Raw genomic sequence first — 18,756 nt, 5'->3', positions numbered from 1 at the left:
GCCCGACCCCCTCGGGGACGGGCGCTTCCGGCGTTCGGGACCCTGCTGCGGGCTGCGGGCCTACGCCCGCGACCGGTGCGCCACATACGCCAGCGTGCCCAGCAGCAAGCGGGCCTCGGGCGGGCGGACCGCCGAGTCCAGGGCCGGCGGACGCAGCCAGCGCACCGGGCCCCGGCCGCCGCGGTCGGAGGGCGGGGCGGTGATGTACGTACCCCGGCCCAGGCCCCGCAGGTCCAGGGCGGACGGCGCGTCCCAGCCCATCCGGTAGAGCAGCCGGGGCAGTTCGGCGGCGGCGCCGGGGGCGACGAAGAAGTGGGCGCGGCCCTGCGGGGTGGCGGTGACCGGGCCGACCGGCAGCCCCATGCGCTCCAGCCGGGCCAGCGCCCGGCAGCCCACCGGCTCGGCCACCTCGATCACGTCGAAGGTCCGGCCGGCCGGCAGCAGCACCGCGGCACCCGGGAACCGCGCCCACGCCTCGCTCACCTCGCCCAGCGTCGACCCGGCGGGCAGCTCCGGCGCGAAGTCCAGCGGGTGCGCGCCCGGTGCCGGGCAGTCGCCGCGTCCGCAGGAGCAGGCACCCGCGGCGGCCCGCGCCCCCGGCACCACGTCCCATCCGCACAGGCCGGTGAACTCGGCCACCGCCGTGCACTCCGACGAGCGGCCGCGGCGCCGCGCTGCGGACCGGAGGTCGCGGATCCCCCGACTGCTGCCGAGACTGCTGCCGATCGTGAAGCCCATGCCCCCTCCAACGGGTTCGGCGCACCGATGGTTACGAAGCGGGCGCGCGCGGTGACTCTGTGTTTCCACCTCCCCAGTGCCGAGCGTTTCAGACGGCGCCTGGAAGCCCGCGGGGTGGTGTGTCCGGCGGCACACGCCCCTGTCGTGCTCCGTCACACCCACTCTCAAGTGGCTTATGTCAAGTGAATCGCGAGTGTGACGCCCTGTGTTCATCCGAAGGGGTGGCGAATGGTGGCGCTTCTGGAATCGCCATGGCCGCACGCGTGATCGTAGGATTACTTTGTGTGCATGAACTCGGCGGGCGCATGCGCGTGTGGGTATGCCGGAGGCAACTCGGCTTTCCGTTCGAAGAGTGACAAGCGTGGGACGGACGGTCCGAACACCGGCATTCTGATAGGGCTTGGCGCACTCGGCGGCAAGCGGTCTTGAGGGATGGGGGCGTTCCAGTGAGCGGCAACGGTGGTGGCGGAACGAGCGCTGGACACGTCGGACCCCCCGGCCCCGCCGACAAGCGCCCCAACGAGCTGCTCACCTCCTGGTTCGTACGCAGCGGCTGGTCCAAGGGCGAGCTGGCCCGCCAGGTCAACCGCCGGGCCCGCCGGCTGGGCGCCAACCACATCTCCACCGACACCTCCCGGGTGCGCCGCTGGCTGGACGGCGAGAACCCGCGCGAGCCGATCCCGAAGATCCTCTCGGAGCTGTTCTCCGAGCGCTTCGGCCTCGTCGTCTCCGTCGAGGACCTGGGCCTGCGGGCCGGCCGGCCGGTCCCCTCCGCGACCGGCGTCGACCTGCCCTGGACGGGCCCGCAGACGGTGGCCCTGCTCAGCGAGTTCTCGCGCAGCGACCTGATGCTGGCGCGGCGCGGCTTCCTCGGGACCTCGCTGGCGCTGTCCGCGGGCCCGTCCCTCATCGAGCCCATGCAGCGCTGGCTGGTGCCCACGCCCCCGCCCGCGCCGGAGCCCGAGCCGCTGCCCGCCGGGCGGGCGCGCGGGCGGCTGTCCCAGCCCGAGCTGGACCTGCTGGAGTCCACCACCGTGATGTTCCGGCGCTGGGACGCCCAGTGCGGCGGCGGCCTGCGCCGCAAGGCGGTCGTCGGCCAGTTGCACGAGGTGACCGACCTGCTCCAGGAGCCCCACCCCGGAGCCACCCGGGCCAGGCTGTTCAAGGTCGCCGCCGAGCTGGCCGAGCTGGCCGGCTGGATGTCGTACGACGTCGGGCTCCAGCCCACCGCGCAGAAGTACTTCGTGCTCGCCCTGCACGCCGCCAAGGAGGCCGGGGACCGGCCGCTCGGCTCCTATGTGCTGTCCAGCATGAGCCGCCAGATGATCCACCTCGGGCGGCCCGACGACGCGCTGGAACTGATCCATCTCGCGCAGTACGGCAGCCGGGACTGCGCGAGCCCGCGCACCCAGTCCATGCTGTATGCGATGGAGGCCCGCGCCTACGCCAACATGGGGCAGCCGGGCCGGACCAAACGGGCGGTGCGGATGGCCGAGGACATCTTCGCCGAGGCCACCGAGTGGGACGAACCGGACCCCGACTGGATCCGCTTCTTCTCCGAGGCCGAACTGCACGGCGAGAACAGCCACTCCTTCCGCGACCTCGCCTACGTGGCCGGCCGCAGCCCCGCCTACGCCTCGCTGGCCGAGCCGCTGATGAGCCGGGCCGTCGAGCTGTTCGCCGCGGACGACGAGCACCAGCGGTCGTACGCGCTCAACCTGATCGGTCTGGCCACCGTGCACCTGCTGCGGCGCGCGCCCGAGCAGAGCACCGCCCTGGCCACCGAAGCCATCCGCACCGCCAAGAAGGTCCGCTCCGAACGCGTCAACACCCGCATCCGCAAAACCGTCGACACGGCCGTACGCGATTTCGGCGAACTGGCCGAGGTCGTCGACCTCACCGAACTGCTCGCCACCGAACTCCCGGAGTCCGCCGAGGCGGTCTGAGACCCAGGAACCCCCCCCAGAACCCCGGCCGCGGCCGGCCCTCCCGAACTGCCCGACTCGGCTCCCCCCACGCCAGGTCACCGGAGGACCGGTCGCGGTCGGCCTGTACAGGTTGCGTCACGATAACGATCGTCCTCGCGGAGATCAGGCAGTTCATCGACGCGTAACACGCACGGTGTCTTCGTCACGGCGGCGAAACAACGAGGGGCGTCCAACGAAACCGCGCTGCGCCAGTCTCTGGCGCATAACCGGCCCACCCCTCATTCCGCTCAGGCTTCCGCCCGCACGGGGCCGTACCAACGACGAGGAGACGCCGATGGCACCAGCCATCACCCTTGCCGCAGATGCGCCGACGCTGTCTGCCGCCAACACAGGGTTCATGCTCATCTGTTCCGCCCTGGTGATGCTCATGACGCCGGGCCTGGCCTTCTTCTACGGAGGCATGGTCCGGGTCAAGAGCACCCTGAACATGCTGATGATGAGCTTCATCAGCCTCGGGATCGTCACCGTCCTGTGGGTGCTGTACGGCTTCTCCATGGCGTTCGGCACGGACTCCGGCTCGATCGTCGGCTGGAACTCCGACTGGCTGGGCCTGAGCAACATCGGCCTGACCGAGCTGTGGGACGGGTACACGATCCCGGTCTTCGTCTTCCTGGTCTTCCAGCTGATGTTCGCGATCATCACCCCGGCCCTGATCAGCGGCGCCCTCGCGGACCGGGTGAAGTTCTCGGCGTGGGCGCTGTTCATCGCCCTGTGGGTCACGATCGTGTACTTCCCGGTCGCCCACTGGGTCTGGGGCGCGGGCGGCTGGGCCTTCGAACTGGGCGTGATCGACTTCGCCGGCGGCACGGCCGTGCACATCAACGCCGGTGCCGCGGCGCTCGGCGTGATCCTCGTCATCGGCAAGCGGGTCGGCTTCAAGAAGGACCCGATGCGCCCGCACAGCCTGCCGCTGGTCATGCTCGGCGCCGGTCTGCTGTGGTTCGGCTGGTTCGGGTTCAACGCCGGCTCCTGGCTCGGCAACGACGACGGCGTCGGCGCGCTGATGTTCCTCAACACCCAGGTCGCCACCGCCGCCGCGATCCTCGGCTGGCTCGCCTACGAGAAGATCCGGCACGGCGCCTTCACCACCCTCGGCGCCGCCTCCGGCGCGGTCTCCGGCCTGGTCGCCATCACCCCGTCCGGCGGCGCCATCTCCCCGCTCGGCGCCATCGCCATCGGCCTGATCGCCGGTGTGGTCTGCGCCATGGCGGTCGGCCTCAAGTACAAGTTCGGCTACGACGACTCCCTGGACGTGGTCGGCGTCCACCTCGTCGGCGGTGTCCTCGGCTCCCTGCTGATCGGCTTCTTCGCCACCGGCAAGGGCCAGTCCGACGTCGCGGGCCTCTTCTACGGCGGCGGCCTCGACCAGTTCTGGAAGCAGTGCGCCGGTGTCTTCGGCGTCCTCGCCTACTCCCTGGTGGTCTCCGCGGTCCTCGCCTTCCTGCTCGACAAGACCATCGGCATGCGGGTCTCCGAGGACGCCGAGGTGGCCGGCATCGACCAGGCCGAGCACGCCGAGACCGCATACGACTTCAGCGGCGCCGGCGGCGGTGCCGCCCGCACGACCGCCGCCCCCGCCCCCGTCGCCGGCGCCGAGAGCAAGAAGGTGGACGCATGAAGCTCATCACCGCCGTCGTCAAGCCGCACCGGCTCGACGAGATCAAGGAAGCCCTCCAGACCTTCGGAGTGCAGGGCCTGACCGTCACCGAGGCCAGCGGCTACGGCCGGCAGCGCGGCCACACCGAGGTCTACCGGGGCGCCGAGTACACCGTCGACCTGGTGCCCAAGATCCGTATCGAGGTGCTGGTCGAGGACGACGACGCCGAACAGCTCATCGAGGTCGTCGTCAAGGCGGCCCGGACCGGCAAGATCGGTGACGGCAAGGTCTGGGCGGTCCCCGTCGAGACGGCCGTCCGGGTCCGCACCGGCGAGCGCGGCCCGGACGCCCTCTGACACGACAGACGAACAGGAGTCGCTGGGTGACGAGTACGGACGTGACGAAAGAAGCAGAGGACTCGGGACCCAGCGGCTACGCGGCGGCCCGGCTGCGCCTCCTCACCGAGGGGGCGCGGTCCGGGCCGCCGCGCCGTTCCGCCCTCTCCGAACTGACGGACGACTGGCTCACCGGCCTCTTCGACTCCGGCGCCGAGGGACTGCGGCTCAGAGGCGTGGCGCTGGTCGCCGTCGGCGGCTACGGCCGCGGCGAACTCTCCCCGCGCAGCGACCTCGACCTGCTCCTGCTGCACGACGGCGGCGACGACAAGGCGGTCGCCGCCCTCGCCGACCGCCTCTGGTACCCGGTCTGGGACCTCGGCCTCGCCCTCGACCACTCGGTCCGTACGCCCGCCGAGGCCCGCAAGACCGCGGGCGAGGACCTCAAGGTGCACCTCGGCCTGCTGGACGCCCGGCACCTCGCCGGCGACCTCGGCCTGACCGCCGCCCTGCGCACCACCGTCCTCGCCGACTGGCGCAACCAGGCCCCCAAGCGCCTGCCCGAACTCCAGGAACTCTGCGCCGAGCGCGCCGAACGCCAGGGCGAGCTCCAGTACCTCCTGGAACCCGACCTCAAGGAGGCCCGCGGCGGACTGCGCGACGCCACCGCGCTCCGTGCCGTCGCCGCCTCCTGGCTCGCCGACGCCCCCCGCGAGGGCCTCGCCGACGCCCGCCGCCGGCTCCTCGACGTCCGCGACGCCCTGCACCTGGCGACCGGCCGCGCCACCGACCGGCTCGCCCTCCAGGAACAGGACCAGGTCGCCGCCGAACTCGGCCTGCTCGACGCCGACACCCTGCTCCGCCAGGTCTACGAGGCCGCCCGCCTCGTCTCCTACGCCAGCGACGTCACCTGGCGCGAGGTGGGGCGGGTGCTGCGGGCGCGGTCGGTACGGCCGAGGCTGCGCGCCATGCTGGGCGGCGGCAAACCGGCCCCCGAGCGCTCCCCGCTCGCCGAGGGCGTCGTCGAGCAGGACGGCGAGGTGGTGCTCGCCCGCGCCGCCCGCCCCGAACGCGACCCCGTCCTCCCGCTGCGCGCCGCGGCCGCCGCCGCGCAGGCCGGTCTCCCGCTCTCCCTGCACGCCGTGCGCCGCCTCGCCGCCACCGTGCGCCCGCTGCCCTCGCCCTGGCCCGCCGAGGCCCGCGAGCAGCTCGTCACCCTGCTCGGCTCCGGCCGGCCCACCGTCGAGGTCTGGGAGGCGCTGGAGGCCGAGGGGCTGATCACCCGGCTGCTGCCCGACTGGGAGCGGGTGCGCTGCCGCCCGCAGCGCAACGCCGTGCACGTGTGGACCGTCGACCGGCACCTCATCGAGACGGCGGTGCGGGCCGCCTCGTTCACCCGCCGCGTGCACCGCCCCGACCTGCTGCTGGTCGCCGCCCTGCTGCACGACATCGGCAAGGGCTGGCCCGGCGACCACTCGGTGGCCGGCGAGATCATCGCCAAGGACGTGGCCGTCCGCATCGGCTTCGACCACGCCGACGCCGCCGTCCTCGCCACCCTGGTCCGCCACCACCTGCTGCTCGTCGAGACCGCCACCCGGCGCGACCTGGACGACCCGGCCACCGTGCGCGCGGTCGCCGAGGCGGTCGGCGGCCAGAGCACCCTGGAACTGCTGCACGCCCTCACCGAGGCGGACGCCCTGGCCACCGGGCCCGCCGCCTGGTCCGCCTGGCGCGGCTCACTCGTCGCCGACCTGGTCGGGCGGGTCTCGGCGGTGCTCTCCGGGGACCTGATGGAGGACCCGGAGGCCGCCGCGCCCACCGCCGAGCAGGAGCGGCTCGCCCTGGAGGCGTTCCGCACCGGCGGCCCGGTGCTGTCGCTGCGCGCGCAGACCGAGGCGCCGGCCGAGACGGCGGACGAACAGCCGGACGCGCAAGAGCCACTCGGTGTCGAGCTGCTGATCGCCGTCCCCGACCAGACCGGCGTGCTGCCCGCCGTGGCCGGCATCCTGGCCATGCACCGGCTGACCGTCCGCACCGCCGAGCTGCGCTCCCTGCCGCTGCCGGACGGCGTCGACGGCTCCGCGCTGCTGCTGGACTGGCGGGTCGCCGCCGAGTACGGCTCGCTGCCGCAGGCCGCCCGGCTCCGCGCCGACCTGGTCCGCGCACTGGACGGCTCACTGGACATCGCCGCCCGGCTCGCCGAACGCGACGCCGCCTACCCGCGCCGCCGGGGCGTGATCGCGCCCCCGCCCCGGGTCACGGTCGCCCCGGCCGCCTCCCGCTCCGCGACGGTCATCGAGGTCCGCGCCCAGGACGCCCCCGGGCTGCTGTTCCGCATCGGCCGGGCCCTGGAGGAGGCGGGCGTACGGGTCCGCAGCGCCCACGCGTCGACCCTCGGGTCGAACGCCGTCGACGCCTTCTACGTCACCGGGGCGACGGGCGCCCCGCTGCCGGAGGGCGAGGCGGTGGCGGTGGCACGGAAGCTGGAGGAGTTGCTGCGGGGGTGACTTTCCGGTCGCGTTGTGCGTTGACCGGGTGTGCTCCCTGCCCATGCGGGGATGGCCCGCCCGCTCAGCACATCCTGAAGATGGTCAATGCGTGCTCCCCGCCGCAGCGGGGATGATCCGCCCCCGCCCGCTGGCTCAGCAGGCGGGGGCGGATCGCTTGCCGGGCCGGATACCCTGGAGGGCGACCCACACCACCGCCGACGCGAGGACCTACGCCGCCGTGTTCGATACTCTCTCCGATCGCCTCTCAGCGACTTTCAAGAACCTGCGTGGCAAGGGGCGGCTCTCCGAAGCTGATATCGACGCCACGGCCCGCGAGATCCGCATCGCGCTCCTCGAAGCGGACGTGGCCCTCCCTGTCGTCCGCGCGTTCATCAAGAAGGTCAAGGAGCGTGCCCTCGGCGCCGAAGTGTCGAAGGCGCTCAACCCTGCCCAGCAAGTGGTCAAAATCGTTCATGACGAGTTGGTCACGATCCTCGGCGGCGAGACCCGCCGGCTCCGGTTCGCCAAGAACCCGCCCACCGTGATCATGCTGGCCGGTCTCCAGGGCGCCGGCAAGACCACCCTCGCGGGCAAGCTCGGCCACTGGCTGAAGGGGCAGGGCCACTCGCCGCTGCTGGTCGCCGCCGACCTCCAGCGCCCCAACGCCGTCAACCAGCTCAGCGTCGTCGCCGAGCGGGCCGCCGTCGCGGTCTACGCCCCCGAGCCGGGCAACGGCGTCGGTGACCCGGTCAAGGTCGCCAAGGACTCCATCGAGTTCGCCAAGGCCAAGGTCCACGACATCGTCATCGTCGACACCGCCGGCCGCCTCGGCATCGACGCCGAGCTGATGCGGCAGGCCGCCGACATCCGCGACGCGGTCAGCCCCGACGAGATTCTCTTCGTCGTCGACGCGATGATCGGCCAGGACGCCGTCAACACCGCCGAGGCGTTCCGCGACGGCGTCGGCTTCGACGGCGTGGTCCTCTCCAAGCTGGACGGCGACGCCCGCGGCGGCGCGGCCCTGTCGATCGCCTCGGTGACCGGCAAGCCGATCATGTTCGCCTCCAACGGCGAGAAGCTCGACGACTTCGACGCCTTCCACCCGGACCGGATGGCTTCCCGCATCCTCGACATGGGTGACCTGCTCACCCTGATCGAGCAGGCGGAGAAGACGTTCAGTCAGGAAGAGGCCGAGAAGATGGCCTCCAAGCTGGCGTCCAAGAAGGGCCAGGACTTCACCCTGGACGACTTCCTGGCCCAGATGGAGCAGGTCCGGAAGATGGGCAGCATCTCCAAGCTGCTCGGCATGCTGCCCGGCATGGGCCAGATCAAGGACCAGATCAACAACCTGGACGAGCGGGACGTCGACCGCACGGCCGCCATCATCAAGTCGATGACCCCGGCCGAGCGCCAGGAGCCGACGATCATCAACGGCTCGCGCCGGGCCCGGATCGCCAAGGGGTCCGGGGTCGACGTCAGCGCGGTGAAGAACCTGGTCGAGCGGTTCTTCGAGGCCCGCAAGATGATGTCCCGGATGGCTCAGGGCGGCGGGATGCCCGGCATGCCGGGGATGCCGGGCATGGGCGGCGGTCCGGGCCGGCAGAAGAAGCAGCAGAAGAAGGCCAAGGGCAAGCAGCGCTCCGGCAACCCGATGAAGCGCAAGCAGCAGGAGCAGGAGGAGGCCGCCCGCCGCGCCGCCGCCGCGGAGAACGGCGGCGCGTTCAACCTGCCGCAGCAGGGCGGCAAGGACTTCGAGCTGCCGGACGAGTTCAAGAAGTTCATGGGCTGACGGTCCGCCGTGGGTACGTCATCGGGGGGTGCCCCCGGTGACGTACACGCACGGGCGTGCGTGGCTTTCCTGTCGTAACGTCCGGGTATGACCAATCCCTCCCCGCCGCGCAAGGCCCCTGAGCCGCCCTGGCGTACCGAGGGCACGCCCGACGAGCCGCCGAAGCCGTCCGGCGGCGGGTGGCGGCCGCGCGGGGGCTGGTGGAGCCTGGTCCTGACCGCGCTGGTCGTCTATCTGATCGCCAACCTGGTGCTGTCGTTCTTCGACGGCGGCGACGAGCCGACCCTCTCCTACACGGAGTTCAGCAAGCAGGTCGACGAGGGCAACGTCAGCAAGATCTACGCCAAGGGCGACGCGATCCAGGGGCAGCTGAAGGAGAAGCGGGACAACCCCGAGGGCGACGGGACGTACACCAAGTTCCAGACCGAGCGGCCGACGTTCGCCGACGACCAGTTGTGGTCGGACCTGACCAAGAACAACGTCACCGTGACCGCCGAACCGGTCGTCCAGCACCGCAGTACCCTCGCCAACCTGCTGATCTCACTGGCGCCGATGCTGATCATCGTCGTGCTGTGGGTGTTCGTCGCGCGGCGGATGCGCGGGGCGCTGGGCGGTGGCGCGGGCGGCATGCTGGGCCGCAAGGCGCCGCCCAAGCCGGTCGAGCTGGAGCCCGGCCAGGAGCGCACCACCTTCGCGGACGTGGCCGGCATCGACGAGGTGGAGGGCGAGCTGAGCGATGTCGTCGACTTCCTGAAGAACCCGGACGCCTACCGGCGGATGGGCGCCAAGATGCCCCGGGGCGTGCTGCTGTCCGGGCCGCCCGGCACCGGCAAGACGCTGCTGGCGCGGGCGGTCGCGGGGGAGGCGGGGGTGCCGTTCTTCTCGGCGTCGGCCTCCGAGTTCATCGAGATGATCGTCGGGGTGGGCGCCTCCCGGGTGCGGGAGCTGTTCGCGGAGGCCCGCAAGGTGGCGCCGTCGATCATCTTCATCGACGAGATCGACACCATCGGCCGGGCCCGGGCCGGCGGCTCCGGCATGGGCGGCCACGACGAGCGCGAGCAGACGCTGAACCAGATCCTCACCGAGATGGACGGCTTCTCCGGCGCCGAGGGCGTGATCGTGGTCGCCGCCACCAACCGCGCCGACATCCTCGACCCGGCCCTGACCCGCCCCGGCCGCTTCGACCGGGTCGTCACCGTCTCGCCGCCCGACCGGGCCGGCCGGGCCGCCATCCTGCGCATCCACACCCGCGAGATCCCGCTCGCCGCCGACGTGGACCTCGAGCAGGTGGCCCGCACCACCCCGGGCATGACCGGCGCCGAACTCGCCAACCTGGCCAACGAGGCCGCCCTGCTCGCCGTCAAGCGGCAGCAGGACCGGGTGACGCGCACCGACCTGTCCGACGCCCTGGAGAAGGTGCAGCTCGGCGCGGAACGGCCGCTGGTGATGCCCGAGGAGGAGCGGCGGCGCACCGCGTACCACGAGAGCGGGCACGCGCTCCTTGGCATGCTCCAGCCCGGCGCCGACCCGGTCCGCAAGATCACCATCGTGCCGCGCGGCCGGGCGCTCGGCGTCACGCTGTCCACGCCGGACTCGGACAAGTACGCGTACACCGAGGAGTATCTGCGCGGCCGGATCATCGGCGCGCTCGGCGGCATGGCGGCCGAGCACGTCGTCTACGGCGTGATCACCACCGGCTCGGAGAGCGACCTGGAGCAGGTCACCCGGATCGCGCGCGGCATGGTCGGCCGCTGGGGCATGAGCGAGAAGGTGGGCCGCCTGTCCGCGCTGCCGGACGACGCCCAGCAGGCGTACGGACTGGCGGCCGCCCCGGAGACCCTCGACGTCATCGACGGCGAGATGCGACGCGTCGTCGACGCCTGCTACGCGGAGGCGTGCCGCAAGCTGCGCGACCACCGCGGGCAGCTCGACGCGCTGGCCGAGGCGCTGCTCGCGAGCGAGACGCTGGACGAGCCGGACGCCTACCGGATCGCCGGGATCACCCGTCCGGTCAGGGACAAGGAGAGCTGACGCTCAGGGCGTGCGGGCGATCAGGTACCTGAAGACGTTCGGCATCCACACCGTGCCGTCCGCCCGCTGGTGCGGATGGAGCGCCTCCTTGACCTCCTTGTCCACCTGCGCCTGGTCGGTCGCGCCGATCGCCGCGTCGAACAGGCCGGTCGACAGCAGGCCGCGCAGCGCGCTGTCCGCGTCGGCGTACCCGAAGGGGCAGGCCACCCGGCCCGAGCCGTCCGGGACCAGCCCGGCCCGCTGGGCGACCTCCTCCAGGTCGTCCCGGAGCGCGGGCCGCCAGACGCCCGGGCTGCGCAGCGGTTCCGCGAGCTTGGTGGCGACCCGCAGCACGGACGAGGTGGCGCAGCGCTCCGGCGGCCCCCAGCCGGCCAGCACCACCGACGCCCCGCGCTCGGCGAGCGGGGTGGCCTCCGCGAGCAGCTCGACCAGGCCCTCCGCGTCGCCCGCGAGGCAGCCGATCGGTTCGAACGCCGTGACCAGGCCGAACGCCGGTACGCGCGCGTGCCGCACGTCCCGGGGCGAGCCGTCGACCAGGAGGTGGGCGTCGCCGGGGGCCGGCGGCTCCCACGCCCGTGGCAGCAGCCGGTCGCGCGCGAGGGCCAGCCGCTCGGCCCGGCCGGCGTCCACCCCGGTGACCGCCGCGCCCCGGGAGGCGGCCATCAGCAGGGCCAGTCCGGAGCCGCAGCCCAGGCCGAGGAGCCGGGTGCCGGACCCCACGGCCAGCCGCTCGTAGACGGCCTCGTAGAGCGGTACGAGCATCCGCTCCTGGATCTCGGACCAGTCACGCGCGCGTGCTCGCAGGTCCACGCGGGGTTTGGGACCCGCGTGAGGCAGGTTCTGCCGCACGAGCGTAGGTGTCATAGGTAAGCGCCCCAATCGCCGAGAGTTGCCGCTGTGCCGAATCGCTCCGCATACAGGCCCCCGTGAGTCGCGCTCGCGCTCCCCCCGTATGCCAGGAAACTCCGGGCTCGCCGTGGCGTCCAGTGGTAGAGGGCCCCGGTTTGGCCCGATCCCCGGGAACATGGCGAGATTTCACATTCCGGTAACCGCAGGGCACCGCGTCGGGTCGACGGGACGATTCCGGTCAAGGTCCGCGGGCGGCGACCGGCGGCCGTGCGGCGTACGGTGTCCGGCCGGCCGACGGGGGCGGTGCCGAACGCCGGTGACGCACCAGGTAACTTGGCCGTCATCGCGCGGGCATACTGAGGCACGTCCTTCCGGCGCGAGGGCGGCCGAAAGGTCTCTTGCGCCCGCGCACACCCCACGCACCCCGGCGTCTGGACCTGGCCTACCCGCCGGTGCGTACGGTGGGCTACGCACCACCTTGGTATGAGCTGTGAGGCTTCTCCGCAGATCAGCGCACCCGTCGTCGTCGTAACGCATCAACGGATACTGACGGGTACGAGCAAATTATTTGGGATGCCCCGGAATAGGAACACAGGGGCACCCCGGCTCGTTGCCATTACGTGAGCACGACACCACCTGTTCTCGCCGCAGAGCTGGCGCAGGCGTGGGCCGATATTCAGCGGCACCACCCCGAGCTGCCCGATCTTGCCGCGCCCGAGTCCCTGATCGGAGAGTCGTCGTCCGCCTGCGGGCACGAGCTCTCCTTCGAACGACTGCTCCATGAGGCAGTCCACGGCGTCGCCGCCGCGCGCGGCGTCCGCGACACATCCCGTGCCGGCCGTTACCACAACCGCAGATTCCTCGCGATCGCCGAGGAGCTGGGCCTGGACCATCCGGAGGAGCCGCACCCGAGCAGCGGTTTCTCCCTGGTCACGCTCACTCCCGACGCCAAGCGCCGCTACCGCCCGACGATCGAGCGCCTCCAGCGCGCACTGAAGGCGCACACGGCGGCGACCGCGACCGACTCCGTCCGCACCTTCCGCGGCCCGGCCGCCCGGCACGGCTCCTCCGGGGGCGGTGTGCGGGTCAAGGCGGTCTGCGACTGCGGGCGCAACGTACGGGTCGTCCCGTCCGTTCTCGCCCAGGCCCCGATCGTCTGCGGCGGCTGCGGCAAGCCGTTCCGGATCCCGGAGGTGGTGGGCGCCGCGGCGGGCTGAGCGCGCCGGGTGCTTCCGGCCGTCCCCCGTGGCCGGAAGCGCCCCGCCGGGTGTGGCACAATGGCTAGCTGTACTCGACAGCCGCACAGGACCCCTCTCTCCTCCGGCTGACGCGTCCGTCGGGCACTCGGGTACCGCAACCCCACGCGGCAACTCCGCCGTGCCCAACTCACGTCAATTCCAGGAGAACCCACTCCCGTGGCAGTCAAGATCAAGCTGAAGCGTCTGGGCAAGATCCGTTCGCCTCACTACCGCATCGTCGTCGCCGACTCCCGTACCCGCCGTGACGGCCGGGCCATCGAGGAGATCGGCAAGTACCACCCGACGTACAACCCGTCGGTGATGGAGGTCGACGCCGAGCGCGTGGCGTACTGGCTCGGTGTCGGCGCCCAGCCGACCGAGCCCGTGCTCGCCATCCTCAAGAAGACCGGCGACTGGCAGAAGTTCAAGGGCGAGCCCGCCCCGGCTCCGCTGCTGGTGGCCGCCGAGAAGCCGGCCCGTCCGACCTTCGAGGCGTTCGGTGGCGAGGACGACGGCAAGGGTGAGGCCATCACCCAGAAGAAGAAGGCCGACAAGAAGGACGAGGCCCCCGCCGAGTCCGCCTCGTCCGAGGCCTGAGCATGCTCGAGGAGGCTCTCGAGCACCTCGTGAAGGGCATCGTCGACAACCCTGACGATGTGCAGGTCGCCTCGCGCGACCTGCGCCGCGGACGGGTGCTCGAGGTCCGGGTGCACCCCGACGACCTCGGCAAGGTGATCGGCCGCAACGGCCGCACCGCACGCGCCCTGCGCACCGTCGTGGGCGCCATCGGCGGCCGCGGCATCCGCGTCGACCTCGTCGACGTGGACCACGTCCGCTGACGTCGCGCAACGCAGCACCGGCTCGGGCCGGGGAAGGCCGCTCAGCGGCCGTCCTCGGCCCGCAGTCGTGTCCGGCACCGGTGCCGGTGCCGTCCGGCGTCAGTGCCGTCCGTCATCAGTCGTAGCCGACAACCGACATCAGGAGATCAAGCACCGTGCAGCTGGTAGTCGCTCGCATCGGCCGCGCCCACGGCATCAAGGGCGAGGTCACCGTGGAGGTCCGCACCGACGAACCGGAGCTGCGGCTCGCGCCCGGCGCCGTGCTGGCCACCGACCCCGCCGCCACCGGGCCGCTCACCATCGCCACCGGCCGGGTGCACAGCGGCCGGCTCCTGCTGCGCTTCGAGGGCGTCACCGACCGCACCGGCGCCGAGGCGCTGCGCAACACCCTGCTGATCGCCGAGGTCGACCCCGACGAGCTGCCCGAGGAGGAGGACGAGTACTACGACCACCAGCTGATGGACCTGGACGTGGTGCTCGCCGACGGCACCGAGGTCGGCCGGATCACCGAGATCTCCCACCTGCCGACCCAGGACCTGTTCGTGGTGGAGCGGCCGGACGGCAGCGAGGTGTACGTGCCGTTCGTCTCCGAGATCGTCACCGAGATCGACCTGGAGCAGCAGCGGGCCGTCATCGATCCGCCGCCCGGCCTGATCGACGACCGGGCCGAGATCGCCTCCGCGCGGGACGAGGACGCCGACGCATGAGGCTGGACGTCGTCACGATCTTCCCCGAGTACCTGGAACCGCTGAACGTCTCCCTGGTCGGCAAGGCACGCGCGCGCGGGCAGCTCGACGTCCATGTGCACGACCTGCGTTCCTGGACCTACGACCGGCACAACACCGTCGACGACACCCCCTACGGCGGCGGCCCCGGCATGGTGATGAAGACCGGGCCCTGGGGCGACGCCCTGGACACCGTGCTCGCCGACGGCTACGAGGCCGGCTCCCGCGCGCCCGCCCTGATCGTGCCCACGCCCAGCGGCCGGCCCTTCACCCAGGAACTCGCCGTCCACCTCTCCGAGCGCCCCTGGCTGGTCTTCACCCCCGCCCGCTACGAGGGCATCGACCGCCGCGTCATCGACGAGTACGCGACCCGGATGGACGTCTACGAGGTGTCCATCGGCGACTACGTGCTGGCCGGCGGCGAGGCGGCCGTCCTGGTCGTCACCGAGGCGGTGGCCCGGCTGCTGCCCGGGGTGCTGGGGAACGCCGAGTCGCACCAGGACGACTCCTTCGCGCCCGGCGCGATGGCCCACCTCCTGGAGGGCCCCGTCTACACCAAGCCCCCGCACTGGCGCGGCCGGGAGATCCCGGACGTGCTGGTCAGCGGCCACCACGGGAAGATCGCCCGCTGGCGCCGGGACGAGGCGCTGAAGCGCACCACCGCCCACCGGCCCGATCTGATCGAGGGCGCGGACCCCGAGGGCTTCGACAAGAAGGACCGGGAGATGCTCTCCATCCTGGGCTGGGAACCGGACCCGGCGGGGGAGCCGTACGGCCGATTTTGGCGCAAGGCGCCCGACGTGGAAGAATAGGCGGCTGTTGTGCGCTCGACCGGCGTGCGCCCCTGCCACAGGGGGAGACGACGCCCGCCCGGCTCGCACGGCACTCACTCATCGAAACACCTAGTTTCCGCTGATGACCTGTGGCATCAGCGAGGAAAGCAGACGAAATGTCCCACCTGCTCGACACCGTCGACGCCGCGTCGCTGCGCACCGACATCCCGGCCTTCCGTCCGGGCGACACGGTCAACGTGCACGTCCGCGTCATCGAGGGCAACCGCTCGCGTGTGCAGCAGTTCAAGGGCGTCGTGATCCGCCGCCAGGGTTCCGGCGTGCGCGAGACCTTCACGGTCCGCAAGGTCTCCTTCTCGGTCGGCGTCGAGCGCACCTTCCCGGTGCACACCCCGATCGTCGAGAAGATCGAGCTCGTCACCCGCGGTGACGTCCGTCGCGCCAAGCTGTACTACCTGCGCGAGCTGCGCGGCAAGGCCGCGAAGATCAAGGAGAAGCGCGACAACTGACCGCGCTGACGGGGCCTTGCCTGACCGGGCCCCTACCGGAGCCGGATAACATCTGGCTCCGATGGACACCGAAGCACAGCCGACGGAGCGCGACCGCTCCTCCCATCCCTGCGAACCCGGGCATCCCCCGGACGCGGCGGCCCGGGAGGGACGGTCGCGTTCCGCGTATCCGGCCACCGTCGCCGGCTGGGTCCCCGGCGGCCGGATCACCCTGACCCTGCTGGTCTGCCTGGTGTTCCTGCTGCTGCTCTCCGTCTTCGTGCTCCAGCCGTTCCGGATTCCCAGCGGTTCCATGGAGCGCGGATTGAGGATCGGCGACCGCGTTCTCGTAAACAAGTTGGCGTACCGTTTCGGTGCCGGGCCGCAGCGGGGCGACATCGTGGTGTTCGACGGCACCGGGACCTTCGGCGCCGGTGACTACATCAAACGGGTCGTGGGCGTGGGCGGGGACCACGTGGTCTGCTGCGACGAGGAGGGGAGGGTCCAGGTGAACGGCCGGTCGGTCGACGAGTCGGCCTTCCTGTACCCCGGGAACAGCCCCTCCACGGTCCGCTTCGACGTCGAGGTGCCGGACGGCACCCTCTTCGTCCTCGGCGACCACCGCGCCGACTCCAGCGACTCCCGCGACCACCTCGGCTCGCCCGGCGGCGGCATGGTCCCGGTGGACGACGTGATCGGCCGCGCCGACTGGATCGTCTGGCCCTTCGGCCATCTCACCGGCTTCGACCGGCCCGGTGCGTACGCGCGGGTACCCGACGGCGAGGACGCGGATGGGTAGCCGCGGCAAACCCCGCGGGGCGCCCAGCAGCCCCGCGGAGAACCTGCTGCCGACCGGCTCACGGCGACCGGCCGGCCGGTCCGGCGGCGGCCGCAGCCGGGCCGAGCGGCGCAAGCTCCAGCGCAAGGTCAAGCGGCGCCGCCGGCGCGGCGCCGTCAAGGAGATACCGCTCCTGGTCGGGGTCGCCGTGGTGATAGCGCTGGTCCTGAAGACGTTCCTGGTGCAGGCCTTCGTGATCCCGTCGGGCTCGATGGAGCAGACCATCCGGATCGGCGACCGGGTGCTGGTGGACAAGCTGACCCCCTGGTTCGGCTCCGAGCCCGAGCGCGGCGACGTGGTGGTCTTCCGCGACCCCGGCGGCTGGCTCCAGGACGAGCAGACCAGCACGAAGGACGACCCCGTCGTCGTCAAGCAGGTCAAGGAGGCCCTGGTCTTCATCGGCCTGCTGCCGTCCGACGACGAGAAGGACCTGATCAAACGGGTCGTCGGGGTCGGCGGCGACCGGGTCAAGTGCTGCGACACCCAGGGCCGGATCACGGTCAACGGCGTGCCCCTGGAGGAGGACGACTACCTTTATCCCGGCAACACCCCCTCCGACACCCGGTTCGACGTGACCGTCCCCAAGGGGCGGCTGTGGGTGATGGGCGACCACCGGGCCAACTCCGCCGACTCCCGCTACCACCAGGACACCGACTTCGGCACGGTCTCCCTGGACGAGGTGGTCGGCCGGGCCAGGGTGATCGCCTGGCCGTTCGGGCACTGGAGCACCCTGAAGGAGCCGGCGACCTTCGCCTCCGTGGCCGACGCGGGCGCCGGAACGACCGCCGCCACCGCCCGGTCGCATAGTGTGGCCCCCGAAGATTCGAACGAGATGATCCAGCTCCCGAGCCCTGCGGAACTCCCGCTCGTTATGGGAGTGGTGGGCCTGCACCGTGCGCGGGGCAGGCGGCGGCACGGAGTAAGGAGTTGGCGTGGGGGATGTGGCGGTGGGCGCACGGTCCGGACACGGTGGCGAGGAGGACCGCGGGCGCCCCGTGGATGCGGCCCCCCCGACGGCGGACGGCGGCCCGGACCCCCGGAGTGACGCCGGGGCGGGCCCGGACGGCGGCGCGGTGACGGCCGGTCGGGAGGCGGCAGAGGGCCCGAGTGGTCCGCACGGCCCGGCCGGTCCGCACGGCCCGGACGGGATCGGTGGCCGGCGGCCGGGCGGCGCGCCGCCTCCGCCCGCCAAACCGGCCAGGAAACAGCGCTCCTTCTGGAAGGAGCTGCCCATCCTGATCGTCATCGCGCTGGTGCTCGCGCTGGTGATCAAGACCTTCCTGGTGCAGGCCTTCTCGATCCCCTCCGCGTCGATGCAGAACACCCTCACCATCGGTGACCGGGTCCTGGTCGACAAGCTCACGCCGTGGTTCGGCTCCGAGCCCGAGCGCGGCGAGGTCGTCGTCTTCCACGACCCGGCCGACTGGCTGGCCGGCGAGCCGGTGGCCGAGCCGAACGCCCTCCAGACGGTCCTCAGCTGGGTCGGCCTGATGCCGTCCGCGGAGGAGAAGGACCTCATCAAGCGGGTCGTCGGCGTCGGCGGCGACACCGTCGAGTGCAAGGGCACCGGCCCGCTCAAGGTCAACGGCACGGCGCTGGACGAGTCGTCGTACGTCTACGCCGGCAACACCCCGTGCAGCGCCGACGACCAGGGCGGCCAGTTCAAGGTCAAGGTGCCCGAGGGCTACCTCTGGGTGATGGGCGACCACCGGCAGAACTCGCGGGACTCCCGGTACAACGCGTCCGACAAGAACAACGGCATGGTCCCGGTGGACGAGGTCATCGGCCGCGCCATCGTGGTCGCCTGGCCGGTCAACCACTGGAGCACGCTGCCGGTGCCGGACACCTTCGACCAGAGCGCGGTGAACGACCAGTCGTCGGCGGCCGGTGCGCTGTCCGTGGCACCCCAGGGCCTGGCCCTCGCCGGGGCCGTGCCGTTCGTCCTGTGGCGGCGTCGGCGGGTGCAGGCCGGCGGGACCCGCTGAGGGCCACGCGCTCCACGGGGTTGGATCCACGGGGGC

At 72.1% G+C, this 18,756-nt stretch carries 17 protein-coding genes; 15 read left to right on the top strand and 2 right to left on the bottom strand.

Annotated elements, in window-relative coordinates:
* Nucleotides 1–60: 60 nt before the first annotated feature.
* A complete protein-coding gene (locus ACTT8P_RS14665; RefSeq protein ID WP_442832062.1) occupies nt 61–738 on the bottom strand; it encodes a bifunctional DNA primase/polymerase in 678 nt (225 codons plus the stop codon).
* A gap of 446 nt (nt 739–1,184) precedes the next feature.
* Here ACTT8P_RS14665 and nsdA point away from each other — a divergent pair, with 446 nt between their 5' ends.
* The 6 genes from nsdA to ftsH all read left to right on the top strand — a co-directional run bounded on the left by nsdA (nt 1,185) and on the right by ftsH (nt 10,967).
* Complete coding sequence (gene nsdA / locus ACTT8P_RS14660; RefSeq protein WP_442832061.1) at nt 1,185–2,684, top strand: transcriptional repressor NsdA; 1,500 nt, start codon at nt 1,185–1,187, stop codon at nt 2,682–2,684.
* A gap of 316 nt (nt 2,685–3,000) precedes the next feature.
* Nucleotides 3,001–4,344 carry an ammonium transporter gene (locus ACTT8P_RS14655; protein WP_442832060.1) on the top strand — a complete coding sequence of 448 codons (1,344 nt, stop codon included), beginning with the start codon at nt 3,001–3,003 and terminating at the stop codon, nt 4,342–4,344.
* Entirely contained in the window at nt 4,341–4,679 is a 339-nt protein-coding gene (locus tag ACTT8P_RS14650) for a P-II family nitrogen regulator (protein ID WP_320781195.1), read from the top strand. Before ACTT8P_RS14655 ends, ACTT8P_RS14650 begins: the two co-directional genes overlap by 4 nt.
* A gap of 26 nt (nt 4,680–4,705) precedes the next feature.
* The gene (locus tag ACTT8P_RS14645) at nt 4,706–7,165 is read left to right on the top strand and encodes a [protein-PII] uridylyltransferase (RefSeq protein WP_442832059.1); all 2,460 of its coding nucleotides are present in this window, start codon (nt 4,706–4,708) and stop codon (nt 7,163–7,165) included.
* A 220-nt stretch (nt 7,166–7,385) separates the two neighbouring features.
* Complete coding sequence (gene ffh / locus ACTT8P_RS14640; RefSeq protein WP_442832058.1) at nt 7,386–8,936, top strand: signal recognition particle protein; 1,551 nt, start codon at nt 7,386–7,388, stop codon at nt 8,934–8,936.
* An 87-nt stretch (nt 8,937–9,023) separates the two neighbouring features.
* Complete coding sequence (ftsH, locus tag ACTT8P_RS14635) at nt 9,024–10,967, top strand: ATP-dependent zinc metalloprotease FtsH (protein WP_442832057.1); 1,944 nt, start codon at nt 9,024–9,026, stop codon at nt 10,965–10,967.
* A gap of 3 nt (nt 10,968–10,970) precedes the next feature.
* Here ftsH and ACTT8P_RS14630 read toward each other — a convergent pair whose 3' ends face one another.
* Complete coding sequence (locus tag ACTT8P_RS14630; RefSeq protein WP_442832056.1) at nt 10,971–11,831, bottom strand: SAM-dependent methyltransferase; 861 nt, start codon at nt 11,829–11,831, stop codon at nt 10,971–10,973.
* Nucleotides 11,832–12,436: 605 nt separating this feature from the next.
* On the opposite strand from ACTT8P_RS14630, the gene ACTT8P_RS14625 reads away from it, so the two are divergent.
* The 9 genes from ACTT8P_RS14625 (at nt 12,437) to lepB (ACTT8P_RS14585) (ending at nt 18,720) form a co-directional block, all read left to right on the top strand.
* Entirely contained in the window at nt 12,437–13,033 is a 597-nt protein-coding gene (locus tag ACTT8P_RS14625) for a hypothetical protein (RefSeq protein ID WP_361163194.1), read from the top strand.
* Nucleotides 13,034–13,231: 198 nt separating this feature from the next.
* Complete coding sequence (gene rpsP, locus ACTT8P_RS14620; RefSeq protein WP_442832055.1) at nt 13,232–13,651, top strand: 30S ribosomal protein S16; 420 nt, start codon at nt 13,232–13,234, stop codon at nt 13,649–13,651.
* Nucleotides 13,652–13,653: 2 nt separating this feature from the next.
* Entirely contained in the window at nt 13,654–13,893 is a 240-nt protein-coding gene (locus tag ACTT8P_RS14615) for an RNA-binding protein (protein ID WP_031100565.1), read from the top strand.
* Between the two features lie 155 nt (nt 13,894–14,048).
* Complete coding sequence (gene rimM / locus ACTT8P_RS14610; protein WP_442832054.1) at nt 14,049–14,600, top strand: ribosome maturation factor RimM; 552 nt, start codon at nt 14,049–14,051, stop codon at nt 14,598–14,600.
* Nucleotides 14,597–15,430, top strand: coding sequence for a tRNA (guanosine(37)-N1)-methyltransferase TrmD (gene trmD / locus ACTT8P_RS14605; protein ID WP_442832053.1), 834 nt, complete (start codon nt 14,597–14,599; stop codon nt 15,428–15,430). Before rimM ends, trmD begins: the two co-directional genes overlap by 4 nt.
* Nucleotides 15,431–15,567: 137 nt before the next feature.
* A complete protein-coding gene (gene rplS, locus ACTT8P_RS14600; protein WP_184970369.1) occupies nt 15,568–15,918 on the top strand; it encodes a 50S ribosomal protein L19 in 351 nt (116 codons plus the stop codon).
* A gap of 61 nt (nt 15,919–15,979) precedes the next feature.
* A complete protein-coding gene (gene lepB, locus ACTT8P_RS14595; protein ID WP_442832052.1) occupies nt 15,980–16,696 on the top strand; it encodes a signal peptidase I in 717 nt (238 codons plus the stop codon).
* Complete coding sequence (lepB, locus tag ACTT8P_RS14590; protein ID WP_442832051.1) at nt 16,689–17,780, top strand: signal peptidase I; 1,092 nt, start codon at nt 16,689–16,691, stop codon at nt 17,778–17,780. The genes lepB (ACTT8P_RS14595) and lepB (ACTT8P_RS14590) overlap by 8 nt, the downstream gene beginning before the upstream one ends.
* Nucleotides 17,668–18,720, top strand: coding sequence for a signal peptidase I (gene lepB / locus ACTT8P_RS14585; RefSeq protein WP_442832050.1), 1,053 nt, complete (start codon nt 17,668–17,670; stop codon nt 18,718–18,720). Before lepB (ACTT8P_RS14590) ends, lepB (ACTT8P_RS14585) begins: the two co-directional genes overlap by 113 nt.
* The last annotated feature ends 36 nt before the right edge of the window (nt 18,721–18,756 follow it).

This window comes from Streptomyces sp. JW3 (assembly GCF_052216785.1).
Lineage (GTDB): Bacteria > Actinomycetota > Actinomycetes > Streptomycetales > Streptomycetaceae > Streptomyces.
This window is presented reverse-complemented; position numbering and strand designations above follow the sequence as displayed.

Bases quoted from the DNA above. Each gene is read 5' to 3' on its own strand.
- rplS (WP_184970369.1), top strand. From the start codon at position 15,568: ATGTCCCACCTGCTCGACACCGTCGACGCCGCGTCGCTGCGCACCGAC.
- ACTT8P_RS14665 (WP_442832062.1), bottom strand. From the start codon at position 738: ATGGGCTTCACGATCGGCAGCAGTCTCGGCAGCAGTCGGGGGATCCGC.
- ACTT8P_RS14615 (WP_031100565.1), top strand. From the start codon at position 13,654: ATGCTCGAGGAGGCTCTCGAGCACCTCGTGAAGGGCATCGTCGACAAC.
- ACTT8P_RS14655 (WP_442832060.1), top strand. From the start codon at position 3,001: ATGGCACCAGCCATCACCCTTGCCGCAGATGCGCCGACGCTGTCTGCC.
- lepB (WP_442832051.1), top strand. From the start codon at position 16,689: ATGGGTAGCCGCGGCAAACCCCGCGGGGCGCCCAGCAGCCCCGCGGAG.
- trmD (WP_442832053.1), top strand. From the start codon at position 14,597: ATGAGGCTGGACGTCGTCACGATCTTCCCCGAGTACCTGGAACCGCTG.
- ftsH (WP_442832057.1), top strand. From the start codon at position 9,024: ATGACCAATCCCTCCCCGCCGCGCAAGGCCCCTGAGCCGCCCTGGCGT.
- lepB (WP_442832052.1), top strand. From the start codon at position 15,980: ATGGACACCGAAGCACAGCCGACGGAGCGCGACCGCTCCTCCCATCCC.
- ACTT8P_RS14650 (WP_320781195.1), top strand. From the start codon at position 4,341: ATGAAGCTCATCACCGCCGTCGTCAAGCCGCACCGGCTCGACGAGATC.
- ACTT8P_RS14630 (WP_442832056.1), bottom strand. From the start codon at position 11,831: ATGACACCTACGCTCGTGCGGCAGAACCTGCCTCACGCGGGTCCCAAA.